Raw genomic sequence first — 22838 nt, forward strand, 5'->3', positions numbered from 1 at the left:
AGTCGCCCACCCATCACTTCCCTACGGCCCCCGGGACGCTCGCGCAGCGTCGACTCTCGGACGTTCCGCCCTATCCCACCCCGCGTCCCGACCCCTCCCAGAACTGTGCGCGGAGCGCCTTCTTGTCGGGCTTGCCCAGCGCGGTCAGGGGCAGCGACTCCGCGAAGATGACCTGCTTGGGCGACTGGACGGCGCCCTTGCGATCCTTCACCGACTGCTGGATCTCTGTTGTCACCTTCTCCTTGGCCTCATCACTCTGATCGGCATCGGTCCGCAGGACGACGACGGCGGTGACCGCTTCTCCCCACTTGTCGTCGGGGACACCGATCACACCCACCTGACCGACCGAGGGATGTTCGGCGACAACGTCTTCCACCTCTCTCGGGAAGACATTGAAACCACCGGTCACGATCATGTCCTTGGTCCGGTCGACGATGTACCAGAATCCGTCGGCGTCCTCGCGGGCGACATCGCCAGTACGGAGCCACCCGTCGCGGAAGGTGTCGGCGGTCTGTTCCGGTAGGCCCCAGTAGCCGCCGGCGAGCAGTGGACCGGCCACACAGATCTCGCCAGGCTCACCCTGCGGGACGGGCTTGTCGTCGGGACCGAGCAATGCGGTGCGCAAGAACGCCGACGGGCGTCCACAACTGCTCAGCCGACGCGGATCCTCGCCGGGCTTGGGGTGATCGTTCTTGCCGAGATAGCTGATCACCATCGGCGCCTCGGACTGTCCGTAGTACTGGGCGAAGATCGGTCCGAAGCGTTCGATGGCCTCGGCCAGCCGGACCGGATTGATCGGCGACGCACCGTAATACACGGTCTCCAGCGACGAGAGGTCGCGCGTCCGCGAGTCGGGATGGTCCATCAGGGCATAGAGCATCGACGGCACCAGCATCGTCGCGGTGATGCGTTCCTCCTCGATGACCCGGAGCACCTCGGCGGGATCGAACTTCGCCATGACGACCATGCACCCACCCTTGATGAGCGTGGGCACGAAGAATGCGGCACCCGCGTGCGACAGCGGCGTGCACATCAGGAACCGCGGATTCTCCGGCCATTCCCACTCGGAGAGCTGGATCTGCGTCATCGTCGACATCGCGCGCGCAGTTCCGATGACGCCCTTGGGCTTTCCGGTCGTGCCGCCCGTGTAGGTGATGGACACGACGTGCTCGGGTGGCAGATCCGCAGCGGCGAGCGGTTTGGGCTGATAGTTGTCCGCCTCCGCGATCACATCGCGACCGTAGGCGGCGAGTTCTTCGGGGACCGGGCCGAGCGTGAGGACCTGCTTCAGGCTGTCCACCCGCTCCACCAGGGCGAGCGCGCGCTCCACGAACATCGGCACCGGGTCGATGACCAGGGTGGTGACGCCGGCGTCGGAGAGAACGTAGGCGTGATCGTCGAGCGAACCGAGCGGGTGCAGCGCGGTACGCCGCCAGCCCTGGGTCTGCCCGGCGCCGATCACCAGCAGGACCTCCGGCCGATTCAGCGCGAGCAATCCGACCGTGGACCCGGTTCCGGCGCCCAGCGATTCGAACGCCTGCTGATACCGGCTGACCGCGTCGGCCATCTCACGACCGGTCAGTTCGGTCTCGCCGAGGAACAGCACCTTGCGACTCGCGTGGCGGCGCAGAGCCGCGACCAGCAGGTCGCCGAGGTGGGTGCCGCCGCGCAGGTGGTCGAGGTCGGTCGTCGCATCCTGAACATCAGTCATGGTTCTAAAGACTAGGACGTGTTACAGCTTCAGGGAAGGACCGGGTTCACTTCAGTGGCGATGACGTGGCAATAAGGACATTCAGCTCGCGATCGGAGCAACATAGAACGTGTTTCATTTTGATCGAACGAGGAATGTCATCGACGCCCCACCCCAGCGGGTGCTGAACTACCATCGGGAGTCATGACCGATCTTGACCTGGCGACCACTCGCCGCGACATCACCGATGCACTTCTGGCCGCACTCGAGCGTCGCCATGACGTCCTCGACGCCATCGTCGACGCCGAGACCCGGGACGAGGCGGTCGAGGCCATCGCCACCCTGCTCGGGAAGTCGACGCTCGGCGCCCAGGCCGTCCTGGGTATGTCCTTCTATCAGCTCACCAAGGACGAGCGCCGGAAGAATCAGGCCGAGCTCGACGACCTCAACAATGCGCTGACCTTCACTCTGGCCGAGCGGCCGGCGAGCAGCGGCGACTCGCTCGATCTGCGCCCCTTCTCCGCATCCGACGACGCCGACCTGTTCAAGGTGCGCACCGAAGAACTGAAGGTCGCCGGCGACGGCTCCGGCAGCCCGGCGGGAGATCTCGGCGACGAGATCGCCAAGGCGACCGAGCGCGTCGACAATGAGGACGCCGTGTGGCTGGTCGCGCTCGAGGGTGACACCAAGGTCGGTTTCGTCTTCGGTGAGCTCGTCAACGGTGAGGTCGACGTCCGGATCTGGATCCATCCGGAGCACCGCAAGAAGGGCTATGGCACAGCGGCGCTGCGGAAGTCACGCTCGGAGATGGCCGCCGACTTCCCCGGCGTCCCGATGGTGGTCCGCGCACCGAGTTCCTAGGCCTACCCCGATCCCTGAGGAGCGAGCCTGCGAGCGTCTCGAAGGGTCAGGACCCGACGCGTCGCCGAGGCACGCCGAACCGGGCGACGATCGCCCGGATCCGGTTGTCCTCGTCGACGACGAACGACTCGCTGACGTGGGCGGCGAGTCCGATCGCTTTGGGCCGCACGTGCACCCAGTATCTGGTGGACACCGTGTGGCCGTCGACGTCTGCGCTGAAATCGCTGATGCGATGGATCAGCCGGAACTGCGGCCCGCGCGCGAGACTCCGTGCGATGTGCGACCCACTGCGTCCCGTCTTCACACCCATTTCGGTGCGGGTGCACTCGCCGTGCAGCGAGACGCCCGACGGGTCGTGGCTGACCAGTGCATCGACGTAGGCACGGGCCACCGCGACGCGTTCGGAGGCCCGTTCGGGATCGACGTTCGGCGTCACGTCTACCGCGCGCCGTAGACCGGAACGGGCACAGGCGACTTGGCCAGGATCTCCTCGACGACGGGACCGAGTTCGCTCGGCGCCCATCGAGATCCCTTGTCCTGTTCGGCACTGCGCTGCCATCCGTCGACGACCGTGATCCGGCCACCCTCGACCTCGAAGACCCGTCCGGTCACCGCCGACGACTCGGGCGAGCCCAGCCACACGATCAGCGGCGAGATGTTCGCCGGGTCCATCGTGTCGAACGATCCGTCGGCCGGTGCCGCCATCTGCGCGGCCATCGCATCGCCGGCGCTCATCGTCATCTGCGTCCGCGCCGACGGTGCGATCGCATTCGCGGTGACACCGTAGTTGCCCAGCTCCGCAGCCGCCTGGATCGTGAGCGCAGAGATACCCGCCTTGGCGGCAACATAATTCCCCTGGCCGACAGAGCCGAAGAGTCCGGCACCCGAGGAAGTGTTGATGATGCGCGCCGCCGGCTCCTGCCCCGCCTTGGACTGCGCCCGCCAGAACGCCGCGGCATGATGGATCGTCACGAAATGCCCTTTGAGATGCACACGGATCACCGCATCCCATTCGTCCTCCGACATCGCGACCAGCATGCGATCACGGACGAAACCCGCATTGTTGACGATGATGTCGAGGCCGCCGAACTCCTTGACCGCGGAGTCGATCATCGTCGCCCCCGCCGCCCAGTCGGCGACGTCGGACACGATCGCGATGGCCTGGCCTCCGGCCGCGGTGATCTCGTCGGCGACCGAGTGTGCGGCATTCGCGTCGAAGTCGTTGACCACCACCTTGGCGCCGTCGGCCGCGAGCGCCAGCGCATGTGCGCGCCCGATGCCCTGGCCAGACCCGGTGACGATCGCCACCCGTCCTTCATTCAGCTTGTCAGACAAGTTCTTCCCCTCGTTCGTCTCCTCGTGCGCCCGACGACGCACGGCCGATCACATCGTGTTGTCGGCGGTGGCCGCGGCCAGGAAGGCCGGACGTTCTCCTCCACCATGCACCGTGAGCGTCGACCCGGTGATGTATCCGGCCATCGGGCTCAGCAGGAACGCGACCGCGTTGCCGACATCCTCCGGCATCGCCAGCCGACCCATCGGGATCGTCGCGCCGACGGCGGCAACGCCCTCGTCGTCGCCGTAGTGCAGGTGGGCCTGCTCGGTGAGGACGGCACCGCAGACCACCGAATTGATGCGCACGTGCGGTGCCCACTCGATGGCCAGCGACGTCACCAGATTGTCCAGGCCCGCCTTGGCCGCACCGTAGGCCGAGGTCCCCGGCGACGCACGATGGCCGCTCACGCTCGACACGTTCACGATCGCCCCACCGGACTCCTGGGCCGTCATCACGGCGTGGGCCGCACGCGCCACGGCAAGCGGCGCCAGGAGATTCAGTTCGACGATCTTGCTCGAGAACCGCGGCGAGGCGTCGGCGGCCAGTGCGAACGGTGACCCCCCGGCATTGTTCACCACTCCATCGAGCCGGCCGTGATCCTCCGCTATGCCACGCACCATCGCGTCGACGGCATCGGCGTCACGGACATCGCAGGCGACGAACTCGACATCGTCCTCGGCTCCGGGATGGCGACCGCACACCACCGGGACGGCGCCGAGGTCGGCGAGGACGCGGGTGATCCCCGCGCCGACGCCACGCGTGCCCCCGGTGATGAGCACGACCTTCTTGTCGAGCCCCAGGTCCCGAGCCGATGACCGCTGACCTGCGGTCTGCCGCTGCGCCTTCATGGGTGCTACCCTACCAAACAACCAAGCACTTGCTTGGTTGTGATTCGTACCCGAGAGGAGCAGGTGTGCCGATCACCACGACACGCACCGAGAACGGGATCGTGACGGTGACCGTCGACTACCCGCCCGTCAACGCACTGCCGTCGGCGGCGTGGTTCGAACTCGCCGACGCCGTCACCGCGGCCGGCCACGACATGTCCACGCACGTCGTGATCCTGCGGGCCGAGGGGCGCGGGTTCAACGCCGGCGTCGACATCAAGGAGATGCAGGCGACCGAGGGATTCGATGCACTTATCGGCGCGAACCGCGGATGCGCAGCCGCGTTCTCCGCGGTGTACGACTGCGCCGTCCCGGTGATCGCCGCGGTCAACGGCTTCTGCGTCGGCGGAGGCATCGGCCTCGTGGGCAATGCCGACGTCATCGTCGCCACCGACGACGCTGTCTTCGGCCTGCCAGAGGTCGATCGGGGGGCCCTCGGCGCGGCCACCCACCTGGCCCGACTGGTCCCCCAGCACATGATGCGGACCCTCTACTACACCGCGCAGAACGTCACCGCGCAGCAGCTCGAACACTTCGGCTCGGTCTACCGCGTGGTGACCCGCGATCACCTGCTCGACGCCGTGATGGAGGTGGCCGAGAAGATCGCCACCAAGGACACCCGCGTGATCCGGGCGGCCAAGGAAGCGATCAACCACATCGACCCGGTGGATGTGAAGAGCAGCTACCGACTCGAGCAGGGCTTCACCTTCGAACTCAATCTGGCCGGTGTTGCCGACGAGCATCGTGACGCGTTCGTCTCGACCGGCAAGGCCCTCGACACCGCTGCATCGAACACCAATGGAGGACATGCCTGATGGCGGCCACACCGACCGACAAGACCAGTTCGCTCGACGACGTCATCGGCGAACTGCGTGACGGCATGACCATCGGCATCGGCGGCTGGGGCTCGCGCCGCAAGCCGCTGGCACTGGTGCGCGCGCTCGCCCGCTCCGACGTCAAGGATCTGACCGTCGTCACCTACGGTGGACCCGACCTCGGATTGCTCTGCGCCGCAGGCAAGGTCACCCGCGCCTACTACGGATTCGTGTCGCTCGACTCGGCTCCGTTCTACGATCCGTGGTTCGCGAAGGCACGGACGTCGGGCACTCTCGAGGCCCGTGAGATGGATGAGGGGATGGTCAAGTGCGGCCTCGAGGCCGCCTCGGCCCGACTTCCGTTCCTGCCGATCCGCGCCGGGCTGGGCTCGGATGTGCCCAACTTCTGGGATGGCGAGCTGCAGACCGTGACGTCGCCCTATCCGGACGAGGACGGCCGTGCCGAGACCCTGATCGCGATGCCGGCACTGCGTCTGGACGCCGCCTTCGTCCATCTCGACCTCGCCGACAACCGCGGCAACGCCGCCTACACGGGGGTCGACCCGTACATGGACGACCTGTTCTGCGCCGCCGCGGAACGTCGTTATCTCGAGGCCGATCAACTGGTCTCGACCGAGGTGCTCGTCAAGACCGTTCCGACGCAACGGCTCCTGTTGAACAGGATGAACGTCGATCGTGTCGTGCACGCCCCCAACGGTGCTCATTTCACCTTCGCCGGCGAGTACGGGCGCGATGAGAGGTTCCAGCAGTTCTATGTCGAGTCCGCGAAGGATCCCGAGACCTGGAAGGCGTTCTCCACTCGCTTCCTCGAGGTCGACGAGGCCGATTATCAACGCGCGGTGACCGAATGGCAGAGCGAGCAGGAGGACCAGCAGTGAGCAACAACGCAACCACCGAGTCCGTGTCGCCGACCGACGTCGCCGAGGTCACCAGGGCCGAGGTGTGCGTCATCGCCTGCGCCGAGATATTCACCGGCGCCGGCGAGATCATGGCGTCGCCGATGGCGCCGACACCGCTGATCGGAGCCCGTCTGGCCCGGCTCACCACCGAGCCCGATCTGCTGATCACCGATGGCGAGGCGCTGATCCTGGCCGACACCCCCGCCATCGGCAAGTCGGGCCCCATCGAAGGATGGATGCCGTTCCGGAAGGTGTTCGACGTCGTCGCCTCCGGCCGTCGTCATGTCGTCATGGGCGCCAACCAGATCGACCGCTATGGCAATCAGAACCTGTCGGCCTTCGGACCGTTGCAGCAACCGACCCGGCAGATGTTCGGCGTCCGCGGCGCACCGGGCAACACCATCAATCATCCGACGAGCTACTGGGTCCCTCGTCACTCCACCAGGGTGTTCGGCGACAGCGTCGACATCGTCGCGGGTGTCGGCTACGACAAGGTCGCCCCGGACAATCCGGCCTTCCGCTTCCTGAACATCCACCGTGTGGTGACCAACCTGGGTGTCTTCGACTTCGAGGGGCCGAGCCACACGATGCGTGTGCGGTCGCTGCACCCCGGCGTAGGGCCCGAGGAAGTCGCCGAGAACACCGGATTCGAGGTCGCGGGACTCGACTCCGCTCCGACGACGCGCCTGCCCTCGGCGGAGGAACTCTCCCTGATCCGGGACGTTCTCGATCCCAAGGGCGTCCGGAATCGAGAAGTGAAATGACCTCCGCTGCCAGGGCGGCGGGCCTGTCGACACGCTTCACCGAACTCGTCGGCGTCGAGTACCCGGTCGTGCAGACCGGTATGGGGTGGGTGTCGGGTCCGTCGCTCACGTCGGCGACGTCGAATGCGGGCGGGCTCGGCATCCTCGCGTCGGCGACCATGACGTTCGACGAACTCGCCGCGGCGATCGCGAAGACGAAGTCGTTGACCGAGAAGCCATTCGGAGTCAACATCCGGGCCGACGCCACGGATGCACCCGAGCGCATCGACCTCCTCATCCGGGAGGGTGTGAAGGTCGCGTCGTTCGCCCTGGCTCCGAAGCAGGAGTTGATCGCCAAGCTGAAGGACCACGGCGTCGTGGTCATCCCGTCGATCGGTGCCGCCAAACATGCTGTGAAGGTGGCGTCGTGGGGGGCCGACGCCGTCATCGTGCAGGGCGGAGAGGGCGGTGGCCACACCGGACCGGTGGCGACCACCCTGCTGTTGCCGTCGGTGCTGGATGCTCTGTCGTCCAACGGCATCGACATGCCTGTCGTGGCGGCGGGCGGGTTCTTCGACGGGCGAGGCCTGCTCGCTGCGCTCGCATACGGGGCCGAGGGCGTCGCGATGGGCACGCGCTTCCTGCTCACCTCCGACAGCGCCGTTCCGGACGCCGTCAAACAGGAGTATCTCGGGCGCGGTCTCGGCGACACCGTCGTCTCTGTCAAGGTCGACGGCATGCCGCACCGAGTACTCCGTACTCCGCTCGTCGAGGCTCTCGATAGCGGTAGCCGGGCGAAGGCCTTGGTCGCCGCCGCCCGAAACGCCAACGAGTTCAAGCAGATGACCGGCATGAAATGGACCACGATGCTGCGCGACGGTCGGACCATGCGGAAGTCCGGTGAACGCACATGGCAGCAGGTCATCATGGCCGGCAACACGCCGATGCTGTTGCGCGCCGGTCTTGTCGAGGGCGACACCCGCGCGGGTGTGCTCGCGTCGGGTCAGGTCGTCGGCATGATCGACGACCTGCCGAGTTGCGACGAGCTGATCCAGTCGATCATGACGCAGGCCCACGCGCGACTGAAGGCGCTGGGCACGCTGGCGTGACCGCACTCAGATGACGTGGTTCGTAACGGTCAGCGTTACGAACCACGTCATCTGTGCAAGGGACCTACTCGGGCCGCTCACAGTATCAACTGTCGACTCCGTCAGTTTCGGGCAGACGCCATCCTCCACCCGGTCGCAGCGCTGCGCTGATCCCAGAAATCGGTGTACCTGCCACCGCGTCCGAGGAGTTCCTCGTGCGTACCGATATCGTCGACACGTCCGGCATCGTCGAGGACCACGATCTGATCGGCCGCCACCACAGTCGACAGCTTGTGGGCGATCACCAGCACAGTGCTGTGCTCGGCCAGGGCGCGGATCGACGCCGCGACATGCGCCTCGTTTTCCGGGTCGAGCGCGCTCGTCGCCTCGTCGAACAGCACGATCGGAGCGTTCTTCAACAGAGCCCGTGCGATCGAGACCCGTTGCCGCTCACCCCCGGACAGCGCCGATCCACCCTCCCCGACGCGCGTTCGCCAGCCGTCCGGCAACCGGTCCACGATGGGGGTCACTCCGGCGGTCGCAGCGGCAGCACGGATGTCGTCGTCGGACGCTGCGGGACGTCCGATGCGGATGTTGTCCCACAGTGTGTCGTCGAACAGATACACGTCCTGGAACACCAGAGAGAGTTGGTCCATCAGGGTCGCCGGATCCAGGTCGCGGACGTCGACGCCGCCCACCCGCACGGCACCGGAGTCGACGTCATAGAAACGGGCGATGAGGCGTGTGATCGTGGTCTTGCCGGATCCCGACGGTCCGACGAGCGCGGTCATCGATCCGGTCGGCAGCCGGACATCGACGTCCGCGAGTACTCGGCGCGTCGCCTCACCCTCGTAGGAGAACCCGACATGGTCGATCTCGACCAGACCCGGCGTTGTGACTGCCTTCGGATGGTCGGGCTGCGGCATGGCGTCGGTGTCGAGAATCGCCGCGATGCGATCGATCTCCGCCGTCGCCATCCGCAACGATGAACCGAGCAACGCCAATTCGGCGATCGGGTCGGTGAAGCGAGCGGCCAGGCCGATCACCGCGACGAGCAATGCGGCCTCGATACGCCCGGTCACCGCGAGCCACGCACCGACGACGATGATCGCGGTGAACACCACCTGCACGGCGACGCCGTTGAGCATGATGCCCAGCACCGATCGCCACATCACCTGACGCCCGACCCGATGCTGCCCGATCAGGGCATCGTCGAGCGGCTCATATCGGTCCCCGGCCCTGCCGAACGCACGCAGAACCGGTTGATGACGAGCGAACTCGAGCACCCGGTTGTTGACCTCGACGGCGGCTCCGTGATTGCGCGCCTCGGCCTCGGCGATCATGCGGCTCGACAGCCCGCCGATGCCCCACAGGACGACGGCGCCGATCACCGCTACGATTCCGATCCGCCAGTCGATGATCAGTACACCGACGACAACGGTGATCGAACTGATGAGATTCGTGACCACCGGCGTGATCAGGTGGGCACCAGCGCTGCCGACGAACATCGTTCCCTTCACCGCGATCTGGGACACCGATCCGACCTTCTCGCGGCTGAACCATCCCAACGGCAGGGTCACCAGGTGATCGCCCAACCGATGATGGAGTGTGCGCATGGTGAACACGGCCATCCGCATCGATTTCAGCGACTGCACATAGAACGTCACGGCGCAGAACGCGACGACGGGTAGCAACACGAGCAGCCACCGCCCGGCAGCGGTCAGATCACCGTCGAACAGATCTCGGGCGATCGGCACCAACAGGATCATGGAGAGTCCCTGGGCGACTCCGAAGACTGCGGCCCAGATCAGATAGACGATCATCCGGGAGCGTTCTGATCCGAGGATCATCAAGTACCCTTTGATCATTCGGACACACCCTTTCCGGCGATCTCTTCGTCACGGTGGGATGTCCCACCGAGGTATGCCCGCCACATCGACGCGTACAGCCCATCGCCGCCGGCGAGTTCGGCGTGGATACCGGTCTCGACGACCCGCCCGCCATCGAGGACGATGATGTTGTCGGCGTGAGTGATCGAGCCCAGGCGGTGGGCGATCACGAGCACTGTGCGACCGACCATCAATCGCGCGACGGCCTCCTGGATCTGGGCCTCCGAGTCGGGATCGGCAAAGGCGGTCGCCTCGTCGAGTACCAGGATGGGCGCATCGGACAGCAGTGCCCGCGCGATGCTGATGCGCTGAGCCTCACCACCGGAGAAGTGCGCGTCGACGTCTGCTATCGCGTCGTAGCCGTTGGGCAACTGACGAATCCGATCGTCGATGTTGGCCGTGCGGGCGGCCGCGATGACCTCGTCCAGTCCCGCCTCTGGGCGTCCGAGACGGATGTTGTCGGCGACACTGACACCCAGAAGTGCGACGTCCTGCAACACGAATCCGACGTGTCGGTAGAGCTCCTCTGGAGCGATGTCCCGGACGTCGACGCCGCCTATCATGACCGCGCCCTCGTCGGGGTCGGCAAACCGCGGGAGAAGCGTTGCCAGCGTCGACTTCCCGCTTCCCGACGGCCCGACCAGGGCGGTCACCGTGCCTGGGTGCAGCGTCGCCGACACCGACTCGAGGGCCCGTACCTCGGCGGCGGCGGCGTCGCCTGGGTAGGCGAACGAGACATCCAGGAACTCGACCGTGTTCCCCTGCGGCACCGAAGGTGTCGTGGAGATCTCGAGCTCTGGGAGGTCGAACAGCTCGACGAGTCGTTGCGCCGCAGCGGCCGCTTCACGCCTGCTGTACATCGCCATGCTGACGGTGAGCAGTGTCGCGGGCAGGATGAGTGCGACGAGGGTTGACCCCAGTACCTCGATCGGATCCACCGAGCCCGACCGCACGAACCAGTAGCCCCCGCCGAGGTTCACCAGCAACACCAGCGGTGCCGACAACATCAGCATCGAGAGAGCCTCGATGCGCAGCATCGGGCCGACGTAACCGGCGAAGTCGTCGTTGAACTCGTCGGCCGCATCGACGAACGCCTTGTGCGCGCGGCCGGTCTGCCCGAACGTCTTCACCACCGACACGCCGGACACGAACTCCACGATGGTGCTGCTGATCCGCGCGAGTGCCGCGTTCATCTTGGCCATCTGCTCGGTGCTGTCCTTGACCATCCATGCGTAGGCGATGGCGTACAGCGGCAGGGTTGCCACGGCGAGCAGACCGAGGCGCCAGTCCAGCACGAAGCAGTAGATCAGCGCGAACAGCGGTGTCGCGGCCGCGGCCGTCGTCTCGACGTCGGCGTGTGCGACGAGATAGTGCAGTTCGCCGACGTCGTGCTGGGTGGCTTTGCGGACCTGCCCAGAGGTCGTGCGGGTGAACCATCCCAACGGCAGCCGACTGAGTTTCGCGGTGATGCGTCGCCGCAGTATTGCCTGGAGGTCGACGTCGGCGAAGTGTGTCACCGCCAGGGCCAGCCCACTGAAGAAGGCGCGGGCGCCGAGACCGGCGGTCACCACCCAGACGATGAGCCAGACACGGCCGGTGTCCACCGCACCGTCGCCGAGAAGCGTCCTGCCCAACTCGACGATGCCGATGAACGGGATGACCGTCGCTGCCGATGCTATGACCTGCAGGATCTGCGCGACACGAATCCTCGTGCGGACGGGTTCGAGCAGCGACCGCAGCGCAGCAGCACTCTGCTGCGCTTCGGCTCGTGCGTCCGGCGTCACATTCTCGGGCGGTGGGTCCGGTAGATTCTCCGTCCGTTCGGCGAGCTCGGCACCAGTTGTCATACGCGTACGATAACGCCCGCGTGAATCCTGGGCAAGGGTGCCCTAACTTGCACTCTCCCACGTGGTACCTCATATCTGTCCATCGACACGCTTCGATCACACCGAGAACCGACTGGCCGAGATCATGCGGCCGATCCACGAGATCTGCCTGGCGACTGCGGAGGAGTACGGCGCCCCAAGGCGATTACGTGGTCGGCGCGAACATCGCAGGATGCACCCATGTGGCGGATGCGATGCTGTCACTCGGCGTGATCTGACCGTCTCAGCGAGGCAGGATACCGTCGAGCACGATCGAAAGATATTGACGCGCAATGTCATCGGCGGCGAGCGCGCCTCCGGGCCGATACCAGCGCACCGCGACCCACACCGTGTCGCGCAGGAATCGGTAGGCCAGCTCGACGTCGAGGTCGGCGCGGAATTCACCGTCGTCGACGCCTCGGCGGAGGACGGCATGCCAGAGCTGGCGGAACTCGGTGTTGAGTTCGTCGATGTAGGCGAACCGCTCCTGGCCGGCGAGGCGTTTGGCCTCGTCCTGGTAGATGGCGACGGCGTTGCGCTGCGCGTCGATGGACTCGAACGAGGCGACCACCAGTCCACGCAGGGTCTCCGCGGCACTCAGGCCGGAGCCGGCGATCTCGCGGTAGCGCGCGAAGAGGTCGTCGAGGAAGCTGCGGAGGATCTCGTCGACCATCGATTCCTTGGAATCGAAATGGTGATAGAGGCTGCCCGACAGGATGCCCGCCGCATCCGCGATGTCCCGCACTGTCGTCGACCTCAGACCCTGCTCGGCGAACATCCTCCCCGCTGTCGCCAGGAGCTCGTCGCGCCTGGTGGTGCCGGTGACGGAGCCGCGTGGTGCCATTGGTCCACCCTAGCAAGCGCTTGGCCGGGCGCGCGGTGATGCGAGCCCGGCCAAGCGGTGTCGTGTGCGATCAGTGTCGCATCAGCGGCGCTTGAGCTTCTTGATGGCGCGATTGTTGAGTCGCGCCCACAGCTTCAGCTGGCTGTTCGTCATCTTCTTGTCGCGTGAGGTGAACGGAGGCGACATCATCTCCGCGACCGAAAGCGGCAAGGTCGAGACAGTGACAGCGCGGGCATGGCTGAACGTCTCGAACCCGAACTTGCCGTGATAGTTGCCCATTCCGCTCTTGCCGACGCCGCCGAACGGCAGGCCACCGCTGAACAGGTGCGTGGCGAAGTCGTTGGCGTTGATCGATCCGCTGCGGGTACTGTCGGCGAGGGTCTTCAGATTGTCGTTGTCATCGCCGGACCAGTACATGGTCAGCGGATGCGGGTGGCTGGTGATGTGGCTGATCACCTCGGACAACTTGCGGTACGGGTACACCGTGAGCACCGGCCCGAAGACCTCGTCCTCTTCGATCTTCATGCCGGCCTTGACACCGGTGAGCAGCGTCGGCGGGATCTTGCGGGTATCGGCGTCGGGCAGCGACTCCCCGGCCGGGATCACCTGATGCTTGGTCGCGCCGAGCTTCTCGGCGTCGTCGATCAGGTCGACGATCCGGTTGAAATTCTTCTCGTTGATCGTCGCGGTGTACTCGCGGTTGGAGCGGATCGTCGCGAACTTGTCCTTCCACCGCGCGATGACCTTGTCGGTGAACTCGCCGACCTTGGCCTCCGGCACGAAGACGTAGTCGGGGCACAGGCAGACCTGGCCGCCGTTGACCATGCGCGCATCGGCGAGGAACTTCGCCGCCTTGTCGATGTCGGCATCGGCGTCGACGACCGCCGGGTTCTTGCCACCGAGTTCGAGAGTGACCGGCACGAGGTTCTTGGCGGTCTCGACCGCGACCGACGCACCCACCTCCGGCGAGCCGGTGAAGAACATGTGATCGACCTTCAGCTTCGCGAAGTCCGATCCCGAACCATGCTTGCTGGTGATCACCGCGAACTCCTCGACGGTGAAGTAGTCCGGGGCATGCTTGGCGATCACATCGGTCGTGCGGGCGGTGATCGACGAAGGGCGCATCAGCACCCGGTTGCCTGCCGCGAACGCCGACCCGGCCGGGACGAAGGTCAGCTGCAGCGGAAAGTTCCAGGGCCCCATGATGCCGACGACGCCGAGCGGATCGTGCCGCAGCCGCTGCTTGAATCCGGCCAGCCCCTGCCCCTTGGCGACATTGACCTCCTTCATCCACTTCTCGGCGTGCCGCCGCTGGTGGGTGAGGTCGATCATGCAGCCGACGACGTCGGCCGCGATCGACAACTCACGCGGCCGACTGCCGAAGTCGGCCTCGAGCGCCTCCGCGATCTCGTCGGCGTTGTCGAGCAGCAGCGACGACAATCGGGTGATGCGATCGATCCGGGTCTTCGCATCCGGGATGCCGTCACGCAGGAACGCGGCCCGCTGGATCTCCAGCAGCTCGGTCATGGTGTGGGCTTCCGACGACACGCGGCCGGCCGCCGCGGTGTTCACCTCTGCTGGTTTGGTCATCCGATCCTCCGACTCGTACCGATGGCCATGCGTGTCGTGAAACGACCGCGCATGTTTGTTCCACCATAGTATGCGTCAGATCACACCCTTCTGGCGACACCTGTTTTCAGATGTGGCCACCTTGAGCGGAGTTCCTCAGGGACCGGTTCAGCGTGATTCCTCGGGGACCGATTCGAGCTGCGGCCGCAGCGCTCAGCTCAGACGCTCGATGATCGTCACGTTCGCCGTGCCGCCGCCCTCGCACATCGTCTGCAGACCGTATCGGCTGCCGGTGCGTTCGAGTTCGTTCAGCAGGGTTGCGAACAGTTTGGCGCCGGTCGCGCCGAGCGGATGCCCGAGGGCGATGGCGCCACCGTTGCGATTGACCTTCGACGGGTCGGCACCGGTCTCCTTGAGCCACGCCAGCACCACCGATGCGAACGCCTCGTTGATCTCGACGACGTCGATGTCGTCGATCGACAGGCCCGCTTTCCGCAGCGCGTACGCCGTCGCGGGGATCGGTGCCGACAGCATCATCACCGGATCGTCGCCACGCACCGACATGTGATGGATGCGGGCCCGCGGGGTCAGACCGTACTCCTTGAGCGCCTGCTCGGACACCACCAGCGTCGCCGACGCACCATCGGAGATCTGTGACGCGACGGCCGCCGTCAGCCGGGATCCCTCGGCGAGCGGCGACAAGCCGGCCATCTTCTCCATCGACGTCTCGCGCGGGCATTCGTCGGCGACGCAATCGCCGATCGCGACGTTCTCCTTGTCGAAGCGGCCGTCGGCGATCGCCGCGCGCGCACGCTCGTGGGATTGCAGGGCCCACCGTTCCATGTCCTCACGACTGATGTCCCACTTGGTGGCCATCATGTCGGCGCCGTTGAACTGGGAGATCGAGGCGTCGCCGAACCGTTCGCGCCAGCCGGTGGATTCCGCTGTGGGCGTGGTGAATCCGAACTCCTGCCCGGCGATCATCGCCTGCGAGATCGGGATGGCGCTCATGTTCTGCACACCACCGGCGACGACGACGTCCTGTGTTCCGCTCATCACACCCTGCGCGGCGAAGTGGATGGCCTGCTGCGACGACCCGCACTGCCGGTCGACGGTGGTACCCGGGATGTGGAGGGGCAGACCCGCGGTCAGCCACGCGGTGCGCGCGATGTTGCCGGCCTGCGGCCCGATCGCGTCGACACACCCGAACACGACGTCGTCGACGACGTTCGGATCGATGCCGGTGCGATCGATGATCGACGAGATGACGTGTGCGCCGAGGTCGGCGGGATGGGTCTTGGCGAGCGAACCGTTGCGCTTGCCGACCGGGGTGCGGACGGCGTCGACGATGTAGGCCTGGGGTGTGGACATGGTCAGTGCTCCAATTCTGTTGTCAGGCACGCTGGCTGGAGATCGAGACGACCTCGCCGGTCAGGTAGGTGGTGTAGTCGCTGGCGAGCATGGCGATGGTGGCGGCGACCTCCCAGACCTCGGCGGCACGGCCGTAGGCCTCGCGTGAGGCGAGCTCGTCGAGGAGATCGTCACTGGTGACCTTCGCGAGGAACGGGTGGTTGGCGATGGACGGCGCGACCGCATTGATGCGGACGCCGACATCGGCGGCTTCGATCGCCGAACATCGGGTCAACGCCATCACCCCGGCCTTGGCGGCCGCATAGTGCGCCTGCCCGCGCTGTGCGCGCCAACCGAGCACCGACGCATTGTTCACGATGACGCCACCGTGCTCGACCCCACGGAAGTAGCGCAGCGCGGCACGGGTCGCGCGGAAGGTGCCGTTGAGGGTGATGTCGATGACCCGATCCCACTCCTCGTCGGTCATGTCGGCCACCGGGGTCTCGCCACCGAGTCCGGCGTTGTTGACCAGCACATCGATCCGTCCGAGTTCACCTGCGGCCGACTCGATCAGAGCGTCGACCTGAGAAGACTCCTGGACATTGCAGACGATCTGGCCGACGGTGGAGTCCGTGAACTCGGTCGCGAGCCGGTCCTGCGCCTCCCCCAGCCGCCGTTCGTGCCAGTCGCTGATCACCACGTCGGCCCCCTCGAGCAGCGCTCGGCGCGCGGTCGCGAAGCCGATCCCGGTACCCGCTGCAGCGGTGACGACGACCTTGCGGCCGAGGAGCAGACCATGTCCCGGGGTCTCCTCCGGTGGCGTGGCGAGCGGCGAACGGTGCTGGGAGATCGTCGTTTCGGTCACTGTCGGGCCTCTCGCGGTAGGCCGAGCACGCGCTCGGCGATGATGTTGCGCTGCACCTCGTTCGAACCGCCGTAGATCGTGTCGGCGCGGGTGAAGAGGAACAGTCGCTGCCATTCGTCCAGTTCGACGTGGTCGGGGTCGGTGATGTCGTTCGCGACGCCCTCGACGGTCTGCGCGGGACCGAGCAGCGACGGCGCGCCGATGACGGCCATCGCCAGCTCACCGAGATCCCGATGCCAGTTCGCCCACAACAGTTTCGCGACGGACGCCGAACCCGCCTGCGCGTCGAACGGCCCGCTCGCACTTCCGCCGCCGGCCAGGGTCCGTTGAGCGTGTGCACGCATCACCTTGAGACCGATACGCGCCCGCGTGAGACGGGATGCGATCTCGGGGTTGCCCGTCGCGCCGTTTCGGCGCGCGATCGTCGTCAGATTGTCGAGTTCACGCTCGAAGCCGACCTGCTGCCCCAACGTGGACACGCCGCGTTCGAACTGCAGCAGGCCCATCGCGACCTTCCACCCGTCGCCGGGTTCACCGACGACGAGATCGGCGTCGGTGGACGCGTCGTCGAAGAACACCTCGTTGAATTCGGATGTGCCGGTGAGCTGTTGGATCGGCCGCACGGTCACACCCGGTTGATCCAGGGGGACCAGTAGGAAACTCAGTCCCTTGTGTCGCGTCGAACCCTTCTCGGTACGGCAGATGACGAAACACCACTGCGCCACATGCGCGAGCGACGTCCAGACCTTCTGCCCGTTCAGGATCCATGAGTCGCCGTCGAGAGCGGCCGTCGTCGACACCCCGGCGAGATCGGAGCCGGCGCCGGGTTCCGAATAGCCCTGTGCCCAGAGTTCCGTGACGTCGACGATCCCCGGCAGGAAGCGTTCCTGCTGTGCCTGCGTGCCGAACTCGATCAGGGTCGGCCCGAGCAGCTCCTCCCCCAGGTGATTGACCCGCGCCGGCGCATTCGCACGGGCGTACTCCTGGTGGAAGATGATCCGCTGATCGAGGGTCGCGCCGCGTCCTCCGTGACGGGTGGGCCAACCGAGGCAGGTCCACCCGGACCGTGCGAGGTGCCGATCCCAGGCGAGCCGCTCGGCGAAGAACTCGTGCTCACTGCCCGGCCCGCCGCGACCCTTCAGGTGCTCGAACTCTCCGGCGAGGTTCTCGTCGAGCCACGCGCGCACCGCCGTCGCGAACACCTCGGCGGCGTCCGGGGTGGAGCGCGCCCATTCGCCGAGGTCAAGCGACCGATCGGCAAGATTGTTCGAGGTCATGACCGCTAGCATAACTCACCAAGCAAGTGCTAGGTTGGGGACATGGAGCCGATCCTGACGACCCCGGCTGCCTTGCGCCGGGCCGCCCAGACCTGGCCGGACAGGCTGGCCGTCGTCGACGACCAATGGAGCGATCGTCCCATCGTCGAGCTGACGTGGTCGGAGTTCGCCGAAGAAGTCCGAACATTCGCCGCCGCGCTGGTGGCCTCGGGTATCGCCACCGGCGACCGCGTCGCGATCTGGTCACCCAACAGCCATCACTGGCCGGTCGCGGCATTGGGCACCCACTACGCCGGCGCCACTCTCGTGCCGTTGAACACGCGGTACACGAGCGCCGAGGCGATCGAGATCATCGAGCGGTCCGCAGCTCGCGCGGTGATCGTGTCAGGCGCCTTCCTCGGTGGCGATCATCTCGCCGAGCTCGTGGACTCCCATGCCGACTCGCTGCCCGAGGTCGTCGTCGGCGTGACGCTGGACGGGTCGTCGGCGGTCCCGGATGTGGCGATCGAATGGTCGGAGTTCCTGGCACGGGCGACGGAGACGACGCGCGACGAGGCCGATGCGCGCGCGGACGCCGTCGCGCCCGAGGACATCTCCGACATCCTGTTCACCTCCGGCACCACCGGGAAGTCGAAAGGTGTTCTCGCCGAGCATCAGCAGACAGTGGCCGGGTCGCGGGCGTGGGGCACCAACGGGCGCCTGTCGTCGGATGACCGCTACCTGATGGTGAATCCCTACTTCCACACCTTCGGCTACAAGGCCGGCATCCTGCCGTGCACACTGTTCGGCGCGACGATGATCCCGCTCGCGGTCTATTCGCCGACCGAGGCGATGGCACTTGCCGAACGCCGCAGGGCGACCGTGTTCCCCGGCGCCCCGACCATCTTCCAGACGATCCTCGACGATCCCGCCCGGGCCGACCACGACCTGTCGTCGCTGCGACTCATCGTCACCGGCGCCGCGATCGTGCCCGTCGTGCTCATCGAGCGGCTGCAGAGCGACCTCGGCGTCGACACCGTCGTCACCGCCTACGGACTCACCGAGGCCAGCGGTTTCGTGTCGACCTGTACGCCCGACGACGACGACGAGACCGTGGCGAACACCTGCGGACGGGCGTTCGACGGGATGGAGATCGCGTTGTCGGACGAGGGCGAGGTGCTCGCCCGCGGGAAGATGGTGATGCGCGGGTACCTCGACGACGAGGCGGCCACCAAGGAGACGATCGACGCCGACGGGTGGCTGCACACCGGCGACATCGGCACCATCGACGAGCGCGGCAACCTGACGATCACCGACCGGCTGAAGGACATGTACATCTGCGGTGGGTTCAACGTGTACCCCGCCGAGATCGAGCAGACCCTCGCACGGCTGGACGGCGTCACGGAGTCCGCGGTGATCGGGGTGCCCGACGAGCGGCTCGGCGAGGTCGGGCGGGCGTTCCTCACCGTCCGCGACGACGCCACGCTCGACGAGGCGTCGGTCATCGCCTACGCGAAAGAGCACCTCGCGAACTTCAAGGTGCCGCGGTCGGTCGTCGTCGTCGACACCTTCCCCCGCAATGCCGCAGGCAAGATCCTCAAGCGTCAGCTCTCCTGACGCGATTCGCGATTTTGTAGTACGAACACGCGTTCTCCGCGTGTCTGTACAACGCCATCCGGTGTGCTCGAGGACGAGTGCCGCTGTGGAACCGATTGACGACCGGCAGCGTCAAAGTGTGCATGGCAGACGAAACAGCGCTACGTGCGATGCTCGCCGAGCACGACGGCGTCTTCACCTCGGCTCAGGCACAGGCGTGCCGGGGTCGATGCCGACGGCGCACGACGACGGGTCGGGTCCGGCGAGTGGATTCGCGAGACCCGAGGCGTCTATCGCGTGGCGCACCGCAAGCTCGACACCCGGATGAGGGCGAGGATCGCTGTCCTGTCCGCCGGACCCGGAGCGGCCTTGTGCGGCGCGAGCGCTGCGTGGTGGCACGGGCTGACCGACAAAGCGCCGTCGACCATCGGTGATGGCCCCCCATGGTCGACGCGGCCCGCCCGTCGATCGCGCCCGCGTCTGGCACCGGACCGTCGGCGAGCGCGACTTCACTGTCATCGACGGACTCCGGGTCACGGCTGTTCCTCTCACGGTGCTCGACGCCTCCGTGGATATCGGCGTGACGATCATGGACTCTGCTCTGCTGAGAAAGAGGGTCGCCCTCGACGACCTCGTTGACGCCCAGAAGCGCAATGCAGGACGCCGCGGCTCCCCGCGCGCGGGCGATGCTCGCGGCGATGTCTGAGGGAGCACGTTCCGAGGCCGAGCGCGGAGCGGTGGCCCTGCTGAAGACCTCCGACATCGTGGGCTGGGCAACCAATGTCGACGCATGCGGGTACGTCTTGGACCTCGCAATCGACGAACTGAAGATCGACATCGAGATCGACGGTGTGTCGTTCCACAGCGATGCGAACGCATTTCAACACGATCGCGAGCGTCAGACCGTTCTGATCGCCAACGGCTGGATCGTCTTGAGGTTCACATGGCACGACATCACGCAACGACCACAGTGGGTCCTCGCCCAAGTACGCGCGACAATCCGTCAGCGCGAGGCCGCCTGACCGTGAACTCGTAGTACGGACTCGCGTTAAGCGCGTGTTCGTACTACGAAATCGGGAATCGGGGGTCAGGCGCGCGGCTTGACCAGCGGGAAGAGGATCGTCTCGCGGATGCCGAGACCGGTGAGGGCCATCAGCAGGCGGTCGATGCCCATGCCGGTGCCGGCGGTCGGCGGCATGCCGTACTCCATCGCGGTGAGGAACTCCTCGTCGAGCTTCATCGCCTCGTCGTCGCCGGCGGCGGCGAGGCGTGCCTGGTCGACGAAACGCTCACGCTGGATCACCGGGTCGACGAGTTCGGAGTAGCCGGTGGCCAGTTCGAAGCCGCGGACGTAGAGATCCCACTTCTCGACCACACCGGGCACCGACCGGTGCGCGCGCACCAGCGGCGACGTCTCCACCGGGAAGTCACGCACGAACACCGGCTGCGACAGATGCTGCCCCACCATGTGCTCCCACAGCTCCTCGACGAGCTTGCCGTGGCCGTATCCCTTGTCTTTCGGGATGTCGAGGCCGACCCCCGCGGCGATCGTCCGCAGCTCCTCGACGGAGGTTCCCGAATCGCCTGCGGCGGGAACGATCTCACGCCCCAGCGCCTCCGACAACGACGGGTACATCGACAGCGACGTCCATTCGCCGGAGAGGTCGTAGGTGCTGCCGTCCGGCATCGTCGGCGTCAGCGTGCCCATCGCCTTCTGCGAAACCTCTTGCACCAGTTCGCGGGTCATCACGGCGGCGTCGTCGTAGGTGCCGTAGGCCTGATAGGTCTCCAACATCGCGAACTCGGGTGAATGCGTCGAGTCGGCGCCCTCGTTGCGGAAGTTGCGGTTGATCTCGAACACCCGCTCGATGCCGCCGACGACGCAGCGCTTGAGGAAGAGTTCCGGAGCGATGCGCAGGTACAGGTCGATGTCGAATGCGTTCGAGTGGGTGGAGAACGGACGCGCCGCGGCACCACCGTGCAAGGTCTGCAGCATCGGCGTCTCGACTTCGAGGAATCCCCGATCCCCCAGGGCTGCACGGAGTTCAGCGATCACGGCGATACGCGTTCGGGCGATCTCCCGCGCTTCCGGACGCATGATGAGGTCGACGTAGCGTTGCCGGACGCGGGTCTCCTCGTTCATGTCCTTGTGCGCGACAGGCAAGGGACGCAACGACTTCGACGCCATCTCCCAGTCGTCGGCCATCACCGACAACTCGCCGGTGCGGGAGCTGATGACCTGCCCGTGCACGTAGACGATGTCACCGAGATCGACGTCGGCCTTCCACCGCGCCAGCGACTCCTCGCCCACCCCGTTGAAGCTGACCATCGCCTGCAACTGGGTGCCATCGCCCTCCTGCAGGGTGGCGAAGCACAGCTTGCCCTTGTTCCGGAGGAAGATGATGCGTCCCGCGATGCCGACGACCTCACCGGTCTCGGTCCCCGCCTCGAGGTCGGGATGAGCGGCCCTGATCTCCGACAGCGCATGCGTCCGCGGGATCGACACCGGGTAGGCCTCGCGGCCCTCACCGAGGATGCGGTCGCGCTTCTCCCGACGGATCCGGAGCTGCTCCGGGGTGTTGTCGTCGGTCGATTCGGGCGCTGCACTCTGGGGGCCGGGCGTGTTGCTCACCCGTGAGACCCTATCGGAATCGCCCCTTTCGGAATCGCCATGGTGGCCCGATCGCGAGCGGGCCGGGTGAGTTCGGCGCCGGGAGCCGGCGAGCGGGCCGGGTGAGTTCGGCGCCGGGAGCCGGCGAGCGGGCCGGGTGAGTTCGGCGCCGGCCCCGGGGAGCCGTCACTCAGAACGGATACCGCTCGATGTCGGCCTGCATCGTCACCCACTGCAGGTCGCAGGAGGTGTCCAGGTTGACCGACGACCCGAAATGTCCTCCGGCCCCGGACGCCTTGGTGCCGCCGAAGGGCGCGACCGCCTCGTCGTCGACGGTCTGATCGTTGATGTACACCGCGCCCGACCGGATGCGGTCGGGCGCGCTCGTAGGCGCGGAACGCGTTGCCGGTGAGGATGCCGACCGACAGTCCGTATTCGCTGGCGTTGATGATGTCGATGGCCTGGTCCACGATGTCGTCGACGCGCTCGAGTTGACGGCGATCGATGATCGGACCGAGCACGTTGTCGGCGTCCGTGGGGTCGCCGACGGCGAGGATCTCCCCGGTCGCCGGTGCGGTGACGTCGAGTGTGCCGGCACCGCCGGGCACCCAGTCGCCGACGGAGATGGTGTTGTCCCACGGAACGGTCGGTGT

Annotated in this window: 21 protein-coding genes and 1 pseudogene; 9 read left to right on the forward strand and 13 right to left on the reverse strand. The window is 66.5% G+C overall.

Annotated features, from left to right (window positions below; translation table 11 throughout):
- Positions 1 to 70 precede the first annotated feature (70 nt).
- Positions 71 to 1711: a fatty-acid--CoA ligase FadD8 gene (gene fadD8 / locus QSJ19_RS06540; protein WP_286319155.1), complete on the reverse strand. Its 1641-nt coding sequence runs from the start codon at positions 1709 to 1711 to the stop codon at positions 71 to 73.
- A gap of 183 nt (positions 1712 to 1894) precedes the next feature.
- Here fadD8 and QSJ19_RS06545 point away from each other — a divergent pair, with 183 nt between their 5' ends.
- Entirely contained in the window at positions 1895 to 2551 is a 657-nt protein-coding gene (locus QSJ19_RS06545) for a GNAT family N-acetyltransferase (protein WP_286319157.1), read from the forward strand.
- A gap of 46 nt (positions 2552 to 2597) precedes the next feature.
- On the opposite strand, the gene QSJ19_RS06550 is transcribed toward QSJ19_RS06545, so the two are convergent.
- Genes QSJ19_RS06550 through QSJ19_RS06560 form a run of 3 tightly spaced genes read right to left on the reverse strand, consistent with a single transcriptional unit; the run spans position 2598 to position 4735 of the window.
- On the reverse strand, positions 2598 to 2987 hold the full coding sequence (locus QSJ19_RS06550) for a DUF8021 domain-containing protein (RefSeq protein WP_286319160.1): 390 nt from the start codon (positions 2985 to 2987) through the stop codon (positions 2598 to 2600).
- A 2-nt stretch (positions 2988 to 2989) separates the two neighbouring features.
- Complete coding sequence (locus QSJ19_RS06555) at positions 2990 to 3886, reverse strand: SDR family oxidoreductase (RefSeq protein WP_286319163.1); 897 nt, start codon at positions 3884 to 3886, stop codon at positions 2990 to 2992.
- 48 nt (positions 3887 to 3934) lie between these two features.
- Positions 3935 to 4735: an SDR family oxidoreductase gene (locus tag QSJ19_RS06560; protein ID WP_286319166.1), complete on the reverse strand. Its 801-nt coding sequence runs from the start codon at positions 4733 to 4735 to the stop codon at positions 3935 to 3937.
- Positions 4736 to 4800: 65 nt separating this feature from the next.
- Between QSJ19_RS06560 and echA20 the strand changes: the two genes are divergently transcribed.
- The 4 genes from echA20 to QSJ19_RS06580 are packed head-to-tail and all read left to right on the forward strand — an operon-like array spanning position 4801 to position 8361.
- Complete coding sequence (gene echA20 / locus QSJ19_RS06565) at positions 4801 to 5589, forward strand: (7aS)-7a-methyl-1,5-dioxo-2,3,5,6,7,7a-hexahydro-1H-indene-carboxyl-CoA hydrolase (protein WP_286319168.1); 789 nt, start codon at positions 4801 to 4803, stop codon at positions 5587 to 5589.
- Positions 5589 to 6488, forward strand: coding sequence for a CoA transferase subunit A (locus QSJ19_RS06570; RefSeq protein ID WP_286319170.1), 900 nt, complete (start codon positions 5589 to 5591; stop codon positions 6486 to 6488). The genes echA20 and QSJ19_RS06570 overlap by 1 nt, the downstream gene beginning before the upstream one ends.
- Complete coding sequence (locus tag QSJ19_RS06575; protein WP_286319171.1) at positions 6485 to 7273, forward strand: CoA-transferase subunit beta; 789 nt, start codon at positions 6485 to 6487, stop codon at positions 7271 to 7273. Before QSJ19_RS06570 ends, QSJ19_RS06575 begins: the two co-directional genes overlap by 4 nt.
- Positions 7270 to 8361, forward strand: coding sequence for an NAD(P)H-dependent flavin oxidoreductase (locus QSJ19_RS06580; protein ID WP_286319172.1), 1092 nt, complete (start codon positions 7270 to 7272; stop codon positions 8359 to 8361). The genes QSJ19_RS06575 and QSJ19_RS06580 overlap by 4 nt, the downstream gene beginning before the upstream one ends.
- A gap of 101 nt (positions 8362 to 8462) precedes the next feature.
- Here QSJ19_RS06580 and QSJ19_RS06585 read toward each other — a convergent pair whose 3' ends face one another.
- On the reverse strand, positions 8463 to 10208 hold the full coding sequence (locus tag QSJ19_RS06585) for an ABC transporter ATP-binding protein (RefSeq protein WP_286319173.1): 1746 nt from the start codon (positions 10206 to 10208) through the stop codon (positions 8463 to 8465).
- Positions 10205 to 12076, reverse strand: a complete 1872-nt coding sequence (locus QSJ19_RS06590; protein ID WP_286319174.1) for an ABC transporter ATP-binding protein — start codon at positions 12074 to 12076, stop codon at positions 10205 to 10207. The genes QSJ19_RS06585 and QSJ19_RS06590 overlap by 4 nt, the downstream gene beginning before the upstream one ends.
- A 109-nt stretch (positions 12077 to 12185) precedes the next feature.
- On the opposite strand from QSJ19_RS06590, the pseudogene QSJ19_RS06595 reads away from it, so the two are divergent.
- Positions 12186 to 12333, forward strand: a pseudogene (locus tag QSJ19_RS06595) (NADP-specific glutamate dehydrogenase); the annotation flags it as partial.
- A 5-nt stretch (positions 12334 to 12338) separates the two neighbouring features.
- Here QSJ19_RS06595 and QSJ19_RS06600 read toward each other — a convergent pair.
- From QSJ19_RS06600 to QSJ19_RS06620, 5 genes are all read right to left on the reverse strand, one after another.
- Entirely contained in the window at positions 12339 to 12938 is a 600-nt protein-coding gene (locus tag QSJ19_RS06600) for a TetR/AcrR family transcriptional regulator (RefSeq protein WP_187590025.1), read from the reverse strand.
- An 81-nt stretch (positions 12939 to 13019) separates the two neighbouring features.
- Positions 13020 to 14528, reverse strand: coding sequence for an aldehyde dehydrogenase family protein (locus QSJ19_RS06605; protein WP_286319175.1), 1509 nt, complete (start codon positions 14526 to 14528; stop codon positions 13020 to 13022).
- 192 nt (positions 14529 to 14720) lie between these two features.
- Complete coding sequence (locus QSJ19_RS06610; protein ID WP_286319176.1) at positions 14721 to 15878, reverse strand: acetyl-CoA C-acetyltransferase; 1158 nt, start codon at positions 15876 to 15878, stop codon at positions 14721 to 14723.
- Positions 15879 to 15900: 22 nt separating this feature from the next.
- Positions 15901 to 16722, reverse strand: a complete 822-nt coding sequence (locus QSJ19_RS06615; protein ID WP_286319177.1) for an SDR family oxidoreductase — start codon at positions 16720 to 16722, stop codon at positions 15901 to 15903.
- Positions 16719 to 17999 carry an acyl-CoA dehydrogenase family protein gene (locus QSJ19_RS06620; protein WP_286319178.1) on the reverse strand — a complete coding sequence of 427 codons (1281 nt, stop codon included), beginning with the start codon at positions 17997 to 17999 and terminating at the stop codon, positions 16719 to 16721. Before QSJ19_RS06620 ends, QSJ19_RS06615 begins: the two co-directional genes overlap by 4 nt.
- A 42-nt stretch (positions 18000 to 18041) precedes the next feature.
- Between QSJ19_RS06620 and QSJ19_RS06625 the strand changes: the two genes are divergently transcribed.
- The 3 genes from QSJ19_RS06625 (at position 18042) to QSJ19_RS06635 (ending at position 20596) form a co-directional block, all read left to right on the forward strand.
- Positions 18042 to 19595, forward strand: a complete 1554-nt coding sequence (locus QSJ19_RS06625) for a FadD3 family acyl-CoA ligase (RefSeq protein WP_286319180.1) — start codon at positions 18042 to 18044, stop codon at positions 19593 to 19595.
- A gap of 412 nt (positions 19596 to 20007) precedes the next feature.
- Positions 20008 to 20280: a hypothetical protein gene (locus tag QSJ19_RS06630; protein ID WP_286319182.1), complete on the forward strand. Its 273-nt coding sequence runs from the start codon at positions 20008 to 20010 to the stop codon at positions 20278 to 20280.
- Entirely contained in the window at positions 20273 to 20596 is a 324-nt protein-coding gene (locus QSJ19_RS06635; protein WP_286319183.1) for an endonuclease domain-containing protein, read from the forward strand. Before QSJ19_RS06630 ends, QSJ19_RS06635 begins: the two co-directional genes overlap by 8 nt.
- A gap of 65 nt (positions 20597 to 20661) precedes the next feature.
- Here QSJ19_RS06635 and lysS read toward each other — a convergent pair whose 3' ends face one another.
- Both lysS and QSJ19_RS26760 read right to left on the reverse strand, forming a co-directional pair.
- On the reverse strand, positions 20662 to 22206 hold the full coding sequence (gene lysS / locus QSJ19_RS06640; protein ID WP_286319186.1) for a lysine--tRNA ligase: 1545 nt from the start codon (positions 22204 to 22206) through the stop codon (positions 20662 to 20664).
- Between the two features lie 169 nt (positions 22207 to 22375).
- The gene (locus tag QSJ19_RS26760) at positions 22376 to 22783 is read right to left on the reverse strand and encodes an aldehyde dehydrogenase family protein (RefSeq protein ID WP_353507122.1); all 408 of its coding nucleotides are present in this window, start codon (positions 22781 to 22783) and stop codon (positions 22376 to 22378) included.
- Positions 22784 to 22838: the final 55 nt, after the last annotated feature.

Origin of the sequence: Gordonia sp. ABSL11-1 (assembly GCF_030315685.1) — a bacterium.
GTDB lineage: Bacteria > Actinomycetota > Actinomycetes > Mycobacteriales > Mycobacteriaceae > Gordonia.